Annotated in this window: 12 protein-coding genes; all 12 read right to left on the reverse strand. The window is 44.2% G+C overall.

Annotation, left to right across the window (positions count from 1 at the left end):
• Window positions 1-14 precede the first annotated feature (14 nt).
• The gene (locus DX130_RS15985; RefSeq protein WP_116047022.1) at window positions 15-1,592 is read right to left on the reverse strand and encodes a glycoside hydrolase family 43 protein; all 1,578 of its coding nucleotides are present in this window, start codon (window positions 1,590-1,592) and stop codon (window positions 15-17) included.
• Window positions 1,593-1,597: 5 nt separating this feature from the next.
• On the reverse strand, window positions 1,598-2,431 hold the full coding sequence (locus DX130_RS15990; protein ID WP_116047024.1) for a carbohydrate ABC transporter permease: 834 nt from the start codon (window positions 2,429-2,431) through the stop codon (window positions 1,598-1,600).
• Window positions 2,428-3,348, reverse strand: a complete 921-nt coding sequence (locus tag DX130_RS15995) for a carbohydrate ABC transporter permease (RefSeq protein ID WP_116047026.1) — start codon at window positions 3,346-3,348, stop codon at window positions 2,428-2,430. The genes DX130_RS15990 and DX130_RS15995 overlap by 4 nt, the downstream gene beginning before the upstream one ends.
• A 19-nt stretch (window positions 3,349-3,367) precedes the next feature.
• Complete coding sequence (locus DX130_RS16000; RefSeq protein WP_116047028.1) at window positions 3,368-4,663, reverse strand: ABC transporter substrate-binding protein; 1,296 nt, start codon at window positions 4,661-4,663, stop codon at window positions 3,368-3,370.
• A gap of 69 nt (window positions 4,664-4,732) precedes the next feature.
• Window positions 4,733-5,740, reverse strand: coding sequence for a LacI family DNA-binding transcriptional regulator (locus DX130_RS16005; RefSeq protein WP_116047030.1), 1,008 nt, complete (start codon window positions 5,738-5,740; stop codon window positions 4,733-4,735).
• Window positions 5,741-5,978: 238 nt separating this feature from the next.
• Window positions 5,979-6,476, reverse strand: coding sequence for a GNAT family N-acetyltransferase (locus DX130_RS16010; protein WP_116047032.1), 498 nt, complete (start codon window positions 6,474-6,476; stop codon window positions 5,979-5,981).
• Between the two features lie 117 nt (window positions 6,477-6,593).
• Complete coding sequence (locus DX130_RS16015; RefSeq protein WP_116047034.1) at window positions 6,594-7,601, reverse strand: FecCD family ABC transporter permease; 1,008 nt, start codon at window positions 7,599-7,601, stop codon at window positions 6,594-6,596.
• A complete protein-coding gene (locus DX130_RS16020; RefSeq protein WP_116047036.1) occupies window positions 7,598-8,656 on the reverse strand; it encodes a FecCD family ABC transporter permease in 1,059 nt (352 codons plus the stop codon). Before DX130_RS16020 ends, DX130_RS16015 begins: the two co-directional genes overlap by 4 nt.
• Window positions 8,643-10,589 carry an AraC family transcriptional regulator gene (locus DX130_RS16025; RefSeq protein ID WP_116047038.1) on the reverse strand — a complete coding sequence of 649 codons (1,947 nt, stop codon included), beginning with the start codon at window positions 10,587-10,589 and terminating at the stop codon, window positions 8,643-8,645. Before DX130_RS16025 ends, DX130_RS16020 begins: the two co-directional genes overlap by 14 nt.
• A gap of 270 nt (window positions 10,590-10,859) precedes the next feature.
• A complete protein-coding gene (locus DX130_RS16030; protein ID WP_116047039.1) occupies window positions 10,860-11,891 on the reverse strand; it encodes an HAAS signaling domain-containing protein in 1,032 nt (343 codons plus the stop codon).
• 44 nt (window positions 11,892-11,935) lie between these two features.
• A complete protein-coding gene (locus DX130_RS16035) occupies window positions 11,936-12,274 on the reverse strand; it encodes a PadR family transcriptional regulator (RefSeq protein WP_116047041.1) in 339 nt (112 codons plus the stop codon).
• Between the two features lie 321 nt (window positions 12,275-12,595).
• On the reverse strand, window positions 12,596-13,198 hold the full coding sequence (locus DX130_RS16040; protein WP_240644530.1) for a cysteine hydrolase family protein: 603 nt from the start codon (window positions 13,196-13,198) through the stop codon (window positions 12,596-12,598).
• Between the last annotated feature and the right edge of the window lie 116 nt (window positions 13,199-13,314).

Consider the following 13,314-nt stretch of genomic DNA (forward strand, 5'->3'; position numbering starts at 1 on the left):
TTCATTCCTCCTCCTTAATCACCGCTATACTTGAAGTATTCAAAGTCAGCATACATCGTTTGATTGTTCAGATCCTGACAGCACATTCCGACGAATGCTCCTGTAAAACCCAATGGATTCGCATACTCATCCGAAAGAATGGTAGTGTCGAACTGCTCCCCTACCTTATTCCAATTCGTTGCATCGGTCGAATAGTAGAACTGACCGGATTCATAATTGACTTCAAGTCGGAGATAAATATCGGAATTGAAATGAACGGAATGCTCCGGGGTTAATACACGATAATTCCCATTGTCCATCGACATGACATGGAGTACCTTGCTAGAAGCCCCTTCATCATAGGATGCATACAGGTAGTAAAGATTATCTTCGTTATATCGATAGATGAGTCCAGCCATGTGTTGAAAGCTTGTCGGGTGGAAATCAAGCTTGGTCTCGGCCTGGAATACGAAAGTGTCCTGTCTTCTGCAGACCATGCTTTGCGTATGCATCGAAACAACGGATTCCCTGCCATGCAATCGCAAATACCCTGGTCTCTCCGTTGTATTCATAATCTCAGCACCAAGCGGGATTCTTAAGGTTTGGAAATCTCTCAAATAATCATCATTGTGAAATGGGTAGAGCGTCTCCGGATTCCGGGGTAACGGTTGCGCGTCGATATCGATTTCGATTTCATCACTTGGGAACAGAGTTCCATTAGCCAGGTATGGCCAACCCTCTCTCCATACAACCTCCTGAAGGCTCGTTTCACGTCCCAGTACACATCGTAAATTGGCATTAACAGGTCTACCGCATAAATGCGCAAAATACCATTTACCGTCTTTTCCTTGACACAGACTGCCATGTCCTGCTTTTTGGATCTTGCCCGAATATCCTTTGGAAGTAATCAGATGCGTGTTGGGATGCATCTCATAAGGGCCTGTAAGATTCTTACTTCTTGCAACCGTTTCTGCATGATCATAGGAGGTTCCCCCCTCGGCAGTAAACAGATAATAATAATCCCCCACTTTGTAAATATGAGGGCCTTCCACCAAGCTCAGCTCAGAACCTTTAAATATTTTATGAACAGGCCCTACTAGCTGCTGCTCTCTTTCGCAGTACTCTTGCAATAGAATACCCGAGAATTGATCCCCGCCTGCATATCTATAATCCCATTCCATATTCAAAAACCATTTTCTTCCGTCCTCATCATGAAAAAGCGAAGGGTCAAATCCACTGCTGTTCAAGTAAACCGGATCGCTCCACGGCCCCTCCACACTCTCAGAGGTAACAAGATAATTATGCGTATCCTTAAACGGATGGCTGCCCCATGCCTTTACATCCGTATAGATCAAATAAAATTTTCCATCGGCATACGATAAGCATGGCGCCCAAATGCCTCCTGATGCCGGATTTCCCCTCATATCCAAATGAGCCGGTCTATTTAACGGTCTGGCAACGACTTCCCAATTCACTAAATCTGTGGATGCATGAATCTGTACACCAGGAAACCACTCAAACGTAGAGGTCGCAATATAGTACGTATCTCCAACTAGCAAGAAAGAGGGGTCTGGATTAAAGCCTCGTAAGATTGGGTTAGTTATTTTAAGCATGTTGTCTACTCCTTCACTCCACCTAAAGCAACACCGGATATAATATATTTAGACAAGCTGAAGTATACGATTAGCAGAGGCAATACCGTCAGCATAATTCCAAGATACATGCTTCCCAGTTCCGTTCGATAGATGTCTGTTTTTAATAGTTGAACCATCATCGGCAAGGTATATTTTTCTTGCGAGTTAATCAGGATCAAAGGCATAAGATAGTTATTCCAAGAACCGACAACGCTAAAGATAGCGATTGTAGCAAGCGCCGGCTTCATTAAAGGGAGATTGATTCGATGGAAGATCGCCAATTCCGATGCGCCATCCATTCTTGCCGCTTGAATGATCTCCGGTTGTAAGGTAGCATCCAGATACTGCTTGAAAAAGAATACAGCTGTTGCTGTAGAGATAGCAGGTACAATGAGCGGAATAAAGCTGTCCGTCAAATTCAATCTGAGCATAAACTGGTAGAAACCGATCATCCCCAGCTGTCCGGGGATCATGATAATACCAAGAACAACCGCGAACAAAAAACGATTTCCTTTGAAACGATAGGTGACAAATCCATATGCAGTCATCGCTGAGAAATAAATCGTTAACAATGCACTAGAGAAAGCAATAAATGCGCTGTTTAAAAAACCAGTGATGACATTAAACCCTTTACCGACCAGCACATCCCAATTGGTTAATAGATAGTGGCTGGGGATTAAAGAAAAAGATTGCTGAATTTGCTCCGTTGATCGGGTAGCGTTAACAATCATGATCCAGAATGGCATTAGGCTTGCGGCGCAAAGTACCAAACACAACAGATAAATGAACAGGCTTCGTGCGGTCAGGTTATTGTTCATTTGACGCCCTTCCTTTTTCTCTCGGGTTCCATGTGAAAGAACTTAAATATAATGGCACTTAACAGAATTACAACAAGGAATAGAACAACAGAGGCAGCAGAAGCAATGTAATAGTTGTTAGCGCCTGTAAAGGCTTGTTTGTAAATAAACATAGCTATGGTCTCTGTGCTGTAGTCCGGAGCTCCTCCCAGCAATAGGAACGGGATATCAAACATTTGTGTTCCCCCGATTAACGAAGTAATCAAGTTGTACAATAAGATCGGTTTGATTAACGGCAATGTTATTTTGAAGAAGATTTTTGTATTTGACGCACCGTCAACCATTGCCGACTCATAGAGAGAAGGACTAATGCCAAGCATCGCAGCAATCAGAATCAACATATTGCTTCCATACCACATCCAAAATTGAATGAAGGCTACAATGGAGCGAGACGCCAGCTTATCTCTAAAGAAGTTATAAGGCTCCTCCAAAATGCCGAAGTTCACAAGCAATTGATTGATTGGCCCGGTAGGATGATTAAACAATACATAGAACAGTACAGACACTGATGCGGCGGTAATGATATTGGGCAGGTAGAAAAGCACTTTGAATATTCCCTGTCCTCTAAGCTTCAGTCGAGGATTCGTAAACATCGCCGCCAAAATAATCGCTAATGTAATTTGAGGAACAAAGTTCATAATCCAGATAATGAAGGTGTTATAGAATGACTTCATAAACAATGGATTATGAAATAAATCCACGAAGTTTTTGAATCCAACGTAATTGTAATCCCTGTTCCAGCCCTTTAAATCCGTAAAGCTCAAATTAAACGTGTAGACCATTGAATATAATCCAAATACAAGAAACACGATAAAGAAAGGAGCGATGAAGAAATAGCCGTAACGATCATAATTAAGCTTTGAACTGCGCGACTTCATGAACTTTTACCTCCTAACGCTACTCCACCTGATAATCTGGAAATGCGTTTTTGACCGCTAATTTGAAATCTTCAATCGCTTGTTCTTTCTGTTTTTCGCCCAGTGCATAAGCAATTACCTGTTCAGATAATAGCCCGCCTATCGTTCCATCATCACCGCTAACAATCGATGCATCAATATCGCCTGCATGGCTCGCGAAGAGCTCATAGTGATTTTGTCCGCCAAGGAAGTCCTCTTTGAAGTCACCCTTGATTTGTTCTACTACCTTCTTATTGGACAGGAAATCCCCGGTGTCTTTTGCCCAGCTTTTTAAGAAACCCTCATTGCTAGTAATGTATTCTACCAGTGCCTTTGCTTCTTCTTTCATATTGGACTTATCATACACACTGAGCCATGTTCCACCGCTAAAATAAGGTGCGGGCCCTTGGGTTACTGCCCAATCATTTTCAGATGTTGTCGAGCCATCAGCCTTCTTGGCATTTGGTTTCAACACATAGCTAAGTCCCCAAGTCGGAAGGAAATATCCGAAAGCCGAATCACCGGACATGTCTGCAAACCATCCTTCAGACCACTCGACTGTTTCGTTTGTTAATTTTTTCTCTTGCAACGCTTTGGTTGTCTCCATGAGTTCATCGATTTTCGGATCAATAACCAGCTTGTTATCAACGATCCAAGGGCTAGTTCTGGCTGCATAGAACACTTTGTACAGATCAGAGAAGGAGGAGACAATTTTCACTTTCCCGTTGGATTGAATATTTAATTGTTCGCCAGTAGCAATAAAAGTACTGAAATCCTTCACATACTGTTGAACCCCTGCCGGATCGGAAGTCCCCAAGTATTGTTCAGCCAAGCTCCTTCTGTAATAGAATGCTCCCGGAGTAGCCTGGAAGGTAGCACCTCGAAGAACACCGTCCTTGCCCCTCATCATGTCCACTACATAAGGATATTGCTCTTCAACAAGCTCACCTTCAAGATTCAAACCGTCGGCCGACAAGCTTGCGAGGTGACCGGAGTTTATATATTTCTTTGCGTAAGCGCCTTCAAGCGCAAACACATCAGGAGCACCTTTTCCTGTACTGAACACAGGATCAAGCTTCGTCTGGTATTGCTCGTTCGGAATAACTCGAACAACAATGTCATAAGGAAGGTCCGGATGATCCTTCTTATAGTAGTTGTTTACAATCTTTTCGATCTCGTCTGTAAATGTCCAGACAACCAGTTCTTTTTTCTCGTTCTTTTTGCCGCAGCCTGCAAAAATGGATACTGACATGATCAAAGCTAGAATAAGAAGACTCATTTTTTTGGTTCTTTTCATATACAATGACCCCCGCAACGAATAGTTTTTGAAAATCGAAATCGATTTCGATTTTGAATATAAAGCAATTTACTCTTTATTTTTGCAACTATCCCCTATGATGATACTAGGAAGCATGACTAATGTTTCCCTTTCCTCGTCCTTTTGCTCAATCAAACGAACCAGCTTCTCTGCCGCCAACGCACCCATTTTCTCAGCGTCTTGTTTGACTGTTGTAACCCTCGGTCTTAATAATTGAGAAATTTGTATGCCATCATAACCAACGATTGAAATATCTTCTGGAATACTCAAACCGCTATCAATGGATGCGTTAATAGCTCCTAATGCTGTGAAGTCATCACATACCATGACCGCTGTCGGTCTTTCATCACGCTGCAACAGTTCCTTCATTACACTGTAGCCTGTTTTTACAGAATAATATTTGGCTTCGATTAGTTGCTCATCATTGAAGCTCTCTCCTCTTTTTTCTGCTGCTTTCTTTAAGGCTTTAATTCTATCCAATGTAATGTAGGTCAACTCACCATGCAAGTAAACGATATCCCGATGCCCCAAATCATAAAGATGGTCATAAAGCAAAGTCATTCCTGCCATACTGTCTGTGGTTACACAACTCACCCTCTCGTCGGAGTAATCAATCGCTATGATCGGCAAGTCGCTATCCAATAACTCATTAATCTCATCACTATAAAAATCAGTACAAGCAATGACCAGCCCATCTACTTGTCTGTATTTGCAGTGACCTAGATAAGATAGCCTTGTATCACCTATTTTGTTTGAAATAAACGTGACATCGTAGCCATGAGATTCAGCCACTTTTTTGAAGCTCTCCAAAATCTCCGCAAACAGCGGATGCGTTATCCCAATATTCTCGCCATCTTGAAATAAAACACCAATGTTCCATGCTTTTCTTTTGATTAATGCTTTGGCTTGAGAGTTAGGGTAATAGCCCATCTCATCTGCCGTTTGTTTGATAAGCCTTCTTGTCTTCTCTTTAACATCCGAATATCCATTTAGCGCCTTAGACACTGTTGTCGGAGAAAATCCGCATGCTTTAGCAATATCATAAATCGTTACCACACGAATTCCCCCAGAAGTAAATCGAAATCGATTTCGAAATAATATTTAGTAAAAAAATCAGCAATTATTCTTTACTGACAACCTAAATTAACCTGTTTATCGAAGTATATGACGGATACATTCATTTGTAAACCCTTTCTTTTTAATTTTTTAACTTTAGGCAATAAACATCGCCAAGTTACCCCCGCAACTTGGCGATGTTCTCCAATTCAATATATGTTCCTGCCTGTGTTCTAGCTCATCCTCTAGATGCTGAAAAAAAGACTTGAATCGGGCCTTCCCAGCCATCTTCTGTTGCTTCATTGTAATTGCCATGTGTATACCTATCAATAGTCTTTCTCCAGAAAGCTTGTGCGGGTATATTCGTTTCCATTTGGGCCACTTTCCAGGAGCCAGGAAATTGATCAAACAATTGATGGGCAGCCGTCTGCCCGACTTTCAACCTTCTGTATTTCTTCAACACAAAAAACTCTGCCATGGAATATACGACGTTATTCTCTTCGGCGGCTCCCATATTTCTAATAAGCGCAAAACCCGCTAGTTTCCCGTCTACCTTAATGAAGAATGGATACCTGCCGTCCTCCGTCCAATAATGATCTAAGAACATGTAACCATATAAACCATTTGAATTTATATCGTCATCAGAATCAAACTCACTGAAATCATATTTATAGAGTTCAAGCAAATTTTGCAAAACACTTTTTTGTTCGTAACCCACTTCTTCAATTGAGATCATGTTGGTTCCCCTTTCTAAGCAACCTGCCTTGGAACTGAATCGACATGACTCCATTTTACTTAATAAAACCTATATCGTATTTATACTTTTTCACTATAATTAATTTTTCCATATCCCTCACTTCGAACGCATCAACAGGTATAAAAAATACGGTACGCTCAGCATAGTTACAATAACACCTGCCGGGATATCCGCCTTAAAGCTGACTGTGCGGGCTATCGTATCCGCTGCCAGCAGCAGCAGTGCGCCAATTAGCGCTGAAGTCGGCAGCAGCACCTTATAGTCGGAACCAACCAGCTTGCGTGCCACATGCGGACTAATGAGTCCTATAAAGAAGATAGATCCTCCGAGTGCTACGCAGCCAGAAGCTATCGCCACAGCCGCAATAGCCAGCAACAGGAATTTTCGTTTAACGGCCACTCCTAAGCTCGTTGATATCTCGTGTCCCAATTCCAGCGTGTTCAATGTCCGGGCATGGCTCACAATAACGATAAACAGCAACAAAACCCAAGGAGCCAATAAGCCGATATAGGACCATTTGTCACCCCATAAGTAACCCGCTTGCCATCTCTGTGCAAACTCATATTTGTCACTATCCAGCTTTAACGTTAAAAATAACGTCAGTGCGCTTAATCCGACATTAATGGCAACACCAGTTAACACTAATCGGGTCGAGGACAGTATACGGTTCCTTCTGTAGGCCAGAAGGTAAATCAGGACAGCCGCCAGCAAGCCGCCGCCGAATGCCATTAAGGGCAGAAGGAAAGCTATGGCAGCACCTTGAATACCTATTGTTGTGATAAACACCAACACCATGAGACCGGAGCCTGCACTTATGCCAAGCATACCAGGATCAGCCAGATCATTACGAAGCAAAGCCTGCATAACAGAGCCTGCTAGGGCCATCCCGAAGCCAACAAGAGCAGCCAGTACAATTCGAGGAAGACGGAACTTATAGACGACGAGATGATGATCCTCCGGACCTTGTCCCAGCAGCACCTGAAGCACTTCCATCGGTCGCAGTGACATTTTCCCCATGTTAAGACTGAGGATAGCACCAGCGATAAGCAGAGCGAAAAGCAATAGAATCAGCAGCCTCGCTTTGTAAGCTCGAAACATAATCATTTGAAGGCTCTCCTCTCTCTGCTGGCAATCAGCAAGAAGAAGGGAACGCCAATAATGGCGAAGATAATGCCAAGTGCTGTCTCAGACGGACGATTAATCAACCTGCCCGCTAGATCCGCCACCACCATGAGTACGCCTCCGTAAAGGGCTGATGCCGGAATAATATAGCGATAATCTACGCCAACGAAAAAACGCATCATATGGGGCACGATAAGTCCTACAAACCCTATAGGGCCTACCAATGCAACAGACACTCCTGCAAGCAAGAGCACGGCCAGCGTAGCTAGCAATTTCACAAGAACGATACGTTGTCCAAAGCCCTTCGCCAGCTCCTCGCCCAAACTTAACGCGGTGATCGATCGCGCGATAAATAGCGATAGCCCAAGACCGCCTAAGAACCAAGGGATCACGAGTTTGATTTCCGTCCATGTCGCTCCTGCTACGCTGCCCGATGTCCAGTAAGCAAGGGCATGTCCAATCCCATAATTCAGCGATATAAATGTACCTAGAGCACCAAATAGCATCGTAATCGACAGCCCAGCCAGTACAAGACGTTGGGGTGTCATCCCCCGGCGGCTCATGGACACAGCAAGATAAGTCAGCCCTGCTCCCAATCCCGCGCCGGCGAAGCTAATGAGCAGGGTTGACGTTTGCAATTGGCCCGGCAGGAAGGCCAGTGCGATGGCCATGGCAAAAGCTGCTCCTGCGTTTACGCCCATTAATCCCGAATCAGCCAGCGGATTTCGCGTATAACCTTGCATAACGGCCCCAGCTACCGCTAAGCACATGCCAGCAATCATATCTGCCGCCGTGCGCGGAATACGAAGAGACTGAATGATTTGATGCTCCGTTAGATTAGGGTCAAAATGGAATACGGCAGTCCACGCTGTTGCCAAGTTCATGCGAGCAGCTCCATAAGAAAGAGAAGCTGCTGCCGCAAGCAGCAGCAACAGCACCCCGATTACCATAAACAGACCAAAGTATGACCTGCTGCCTAAAGGACGTATAACGGCTTCCCTGTCGTCCAGATTGCTATTCTCCTTAGTTCTTCCCATTGGCTTCCAGCAACTTCTCGACTATAAAATCCAGCTGTTTATCGAGAGAATAGATATCGGAGTAATACGAGAAATCAAATCCAATCTCGATCAATCTGCCTTCCTTAATAGCCGGAATACTATTCCAGACTGGGTTTTCCGACAGGTCATCCGCCCCATCCCATACCGAGCGGAATACAAAGTCGCCTATATAATCAGAGAGCACTTCCAAGGAAACGGTGTTGCCTGTCGCCTCTTTGGATGAATCCATCTTTTTCTGAATGACTTCCGGCGCCTTCAGCTCCAAATATTCATAGATAATTTGAGAGCCCCGTCCGTACAGCTTGCTCTCTATGACCGACATCTCTTTCTTACCGCCCTCGATAATGGTTACGGTCTTATCCAGAATTCCCTGCTCTGCAAGCTTCTTCTTGCTATCTTCCACTTTCGCGTGGAAGTTGTCCAGCAGCGCTGTTGCCTCCTGCTCCTTGCCAAATACTTTGCCAATCATCATCACACGCTCATCGGTCGCCATCTTGTCGAATGGAACCAACACCGTTGGTGCAATGTCCTTGAGCTTCTCGTAAGTCTCCTCGGAAGGAACCAGTATCAAATCCGGCTTTAATGCCATGACTTCTTCCGGATTAGGCTCGAACCAAACGCCCAAATCTTCTATTCCCTCCAGGGCTCCTGCGAAGGCTGCTCCTTCATACACATCAGAAGTGCCTATCGGCTTGATACCAAGTGCGATAAGATCCCCTTGCAAATAAAGAACGACTACACGTTCCGGGTTAGCTGGAACGACCACATCTCCTTTGACGGTAGACACTGTTCTCGTCCCACTCTCCTTATTGGCACCGCCCTCTACGGACGACGAACTGGTTGGTTCTGATGTGACTACAGAAGGTGAGCTTACATTCGCTGACCCGCAGGCACTTAAAAGTAAAGCAAGGCTGAGCATCATGGCTAGGATAAAACTTGATTTCTTTGTTATTTGCATTGGTGAAGACCCTCCGACTGTTTTGTTTTGATAATGATTATCATACTCAACAACATTATAACGAGGGACCCTGCTTTCGCCAATGGAGAATCTGGAGATGCTAAATGGAGAATTGTCCGACTTACCCTGTTGTCTGCTTGCCTTCCGGTATCGGATTGGAGACTGCCCCATATATTTGCGGAACATTCGACTGAAGTAATACACATCCGTATATCCAACCTCTGCTGCGATATCCCGCAGGGAGGCGTCCGTATTACGCAACAGCTCTTCTGCATGATGAAGCCGAAAACGAATCAAATATTCGATCAGACTCGATCCCGTGTGCCCCTTGAAGAGCATCGACAAATGACGAGGACTGTAATTGAATTGCTCCGCAATCGACTCCAATGATAGATTCTGGCGATAATGTTCATGTATATGGCGGACGACCTGCTGGATGACATCCGGCTTGCGAGAATGGACTCTGTCGTTTTTGAACTGCTTCATCAACTCATGTATGAATTGGTAGAACAAGCCTTTTACTTGGATTCTCTCCAGCGGACTCGCCTGTGCCCAAAACTGCTCCATTGCAATGAGATGATAATGCAGCGGCAAAGGCTCCGATGGCTCAAAGCCATATTGCATCCGAAAGGGATTGCTTCGTTCTATCAGCCTTGCTATATCCTTTCTGCCTGGCAGAGAGGTTCTGTAGAATAGCAGAAAGTATTCAAACATCTCCTTCGCCTCTATGTTCAGACGCATGCCTTTGCCGCCATGCAGAATATAATGACGGTCAGCATCATAATCTATGCCATCCAGATTCACACTAGCCGAACCGCGCACACCATAGATAAACCCGCTTGCCGGCAGTACATAGGCATGCAGCTTGTCTCCAGGATTCATCACAGCGTGCCGGATATCCAGCACTTTAACAGCGGCATGATTCCATGCAGCTATATGATCTTCCAGTCTCATCTTTCCATACCACTCCGATCTACTCCACAATCCCAAGGGGTTATTCTATGACCCCTATAATTGATAATGATTATCATTTATACTCCCTAGTATTAGGCAGGTTGCCTTTTTTGTCAATTGGTACTTGGTGTCATTCCTTTAGATTCTCTGTTGGTTTTCACGCAAAAAATACACCGCCCAAGGTAAAGGACCCTTGTAACGATGTATTCCAACTGCCTATTCGGTACTTCGTTCTGTTGAGTCTACGCTTCTCTCGTTCCAATGAATCTCCTATAAATACTTTCGAAGCTTGTAAACTTTGAATAAAAACAGAACCAGTTCAAAAAGAAAGATCAATACAATGAGATAAATAAAATAGCTGGTTACGTTGTTCCACATCGACAGAACCGTATTGAAATCTTTGCCGTTCGCCAGTTGCTCAGCAATCCCTTGCAATTGAACAGTCAATTGTTCATTCCAAATTGTACCGTCAGAAAACATGACTAAAGCCGCAATAAACAGAAGTACGTTGATGATGATGTGGGAAGTCATTAGCTGTTTCGACCACTTCCCAGAAACAAACTTCGGACTTTCTCTCAATACTACAAGGGCTATGCAGCCCCAAATTAGCGGAGCATAAGACGCTAATATCTCTACATCAAAGATTGGGATAGGATGGGAATAATAATACGAAACATATATACTTATCCATTCAGGAGAGCTAATCAACACGATGCCAAACAGTACAGTAAATATAATGCTGAAGACGGGCTCCAACCGTTTGATCTGCAACTCAGAATGGGGGATCGGCGCTAAATCCGATGGACGCCAAGCCTTTTTGCCCGAGGATAGTCCATCTTCTCTAATTCCTTTATATTCGAGCAAGCCAAAAATAACGGTAACCCACACAAAACCCTGCATTCCCGCTTCGATCAGCGAACCAATCCAACTAGTGAATATGCTGCCGAATGACACGGCAACGTCGGTGCCATCCGGCTTCAACAGGCCAATCATCAATACAACGCTCATCGCAATAAAGATGGCCATGCCTACAACCTTTAGCACGCGAATATACGTATCAAATAACCCCGGTCCAATCAAATAACGTCCGCCGCCATTGTATTTGGCTGCCAATTCCGCTGGAGAACCTAATTCAATCAGTACAGCTTCAATCTGTTCAGCGTCTGCCGACCGGCTGTCTAGCCCCGTCCGCTCCTCCAGCATATCCTCGATCAGCCCGTGCAGCTCCTTCTCAATCTCATCACGCTGCTCTGAAGGCAATTTGCTGATCACCGCATGTACATACCTTGCTACCAATTCCATATGCTTCTCCCCCTTTGCCTTGGTTCATCCCTATTAAGATCAGCTCACTCTGAACGGATCATTTGATCCATGCTTGCCACCATTGCTCTCCATTCCTTGCAAAGCTGATCGTATACCTCAGTCCCCAATGGACTGAGCAAATAATATTTGCGGGGGCGTGTCTCCTGGGTATCCCACTCGCTCTGTAGAAGTCCCTGCTTCTCAAGTCTGCGCAATAGCGGATATAGAGTTCCCGGATCAATCGTTATACCCTTTGACTCCAGCATTGTGACAAGTGAATAGCCATATTGCGGTTCAGACAGTTGGCTTAACACGCTAATAATAAGAGTGCCCCGCCGAAGCTCCTGCAACAGACCGCCTAGAACCTCGTTTACTTCCGTCATATGATCAACTCCTGACAACATTATACTGTGTGTCGCACACTATTGTAAATAACACAATATAATGGTTCATACATTATTTTTTTAAGTGCAAAATTGTTGAAGCACGTATGGATCTCTGATTTCGCGTGAGTGCAGGATGAACTCTCAAGTTATTCATAACAAAAAAACACATCGCCCAAGGCACGCAAGCCTACAAAGCGATATGTTCTTCAATATTTATATGGTTATTTGCATCGTTGTTGTTGCGCAACTTAAGCACGTGAAAGCTAGTCCAACCGAACGCAACCATCCCATTGAATCATCAAAGAGTTCAACCCGGAACTATATGATGTCACTCATTAGTTCCTCTGCATTACAAACATGAACACCAATATTTTTCATTTCTTGAATACCTTTTTCGTAAACTTGCGACATCGAATCAGCTACCATCACTACACGGAAATCACGTTCGCTGGCTTCGTACATGGACGTTCGTGGACAGTTCGGAAAGTTGCACCCTATAAATACAGTAGTGTCGATGTTACGCTCTTGGAGAAACCATTCTAAACTGGTTTTATAAAAAGCACCCCACCGTGATTTATACATAATCCACTCATTTTCTCCAACCAACTGAAACTCACCATTTAGCAACTTGTCAGCATCCAATAAACTATAATTAGATGAGTGGATTGCGCTGACCAACTCGGCACCAATCGTATTTGGAGCAACAATCTTGGCGCCTTGCTCAATAACTTCTCTCCTGCAGATATCAACATTTGAGCCATCTTCTTTGTACAAGCGAATGACATGGATGATCGGCAGACCTTGTGCACGATACGCTTCTAACAGACTCTTCATTCTCGGTAATACCTCAGCAGTTCCTTCGATTCGGGCAGGAGCGTTCGGCAAGGTGAAATCATTCTGCGTGTCAATCGTAATCAACACAGAAGTGCTCCAATTCGGACTTGTATAACTCATATACTTAGTTCACCTCTTCATATGGATTTTTCCCAATCGTATCATTTTGACAGGGTGCCTGCAGCATTAATTTACCAGATATT

The organism is Paenibacillus paeoniae (assembly GCF_003388735.1).
In the GTDB taxonomy this organism is placed as follows: domain Bacteria; phylum Bacillota; class Bacilli; order Paenibacillales; family Paenibacillaceae; genus Pristimantibacillus; species Pristimantibacillus paeoniae.

Bases quoted from the DNA above. Each gene is read 5' to 3' on its own strand.
- DX130_RS16030 (WP_116047039.1), bottom strand. From the start codon at position 11,891: ATGGAATTGGTAGCAAGGTATGTACATGCGGTGATCAGCAAATTGCCT.
- DX130_RS16010 (WP_116047032.1), bottom strand. From the start codon at position 6,476: ATGATCTCAATTGAAGAAGTGGGTTACGAACAAAAAAGTGTTTTGCAA.
- DX130_RS16020 (WP_116047036.1), bottom strand. From the start codon at position 8,656: ATGGGAAGAACTAAGGAGAATAGCAATCTGGACGACAGGGAAGCCGTT.
- DX130_RS15990 (WP_116047024.1), bottom strand. From the start codon at position 2,431: ATGAACAATAACCTGACCGCACGAAGCCTGTTCATTTATCTGTTGTGT.
- DX130_RS16015 (WP_116047034.1), bottom strand. From the start codon at position 7,601: ATGATTATGTTTCGAGCTTACAAAGCGAGGCTGCTGATTCTATTGCTT.
- DX130_RS15995 (WP_116047026.1), bottom strand. From the start codon at position 3,348: ATGAAGTCGCGCAGTTCAAAGCTTAATTATGATCGTTACGGCTATTTC.
- DX130_RS15985 (WP_116047022.1), bottom strand. From the start codon at position 1,592: ATGCTTAAAATAACTAACCCAATCTTACGAGGCTTTAATCCAGACCCC.
- DX130_RS16000 (WP_116047028.1), bottom strand. From the start codon at position 4,663: ATGAAAAGAACCAAAAAAATGAGTCTTCTTATTCTAGCTTTGATCATG.
- DX130_RS16035 (WP_116047041.1), bottom strand. From the start codon at position 12,274: ATGACGGAAGTAAACGAGGTTCTAGGCGGTCTGTTGCAGGAGCTTCGG.
- DX130_RS16025 (WP_116047038.1), bottom strand. From the start codon at position 10,589: ATGAGACTGGAAGATCATATAGCTGCATGGAATCATGCCGCTGTTAAA.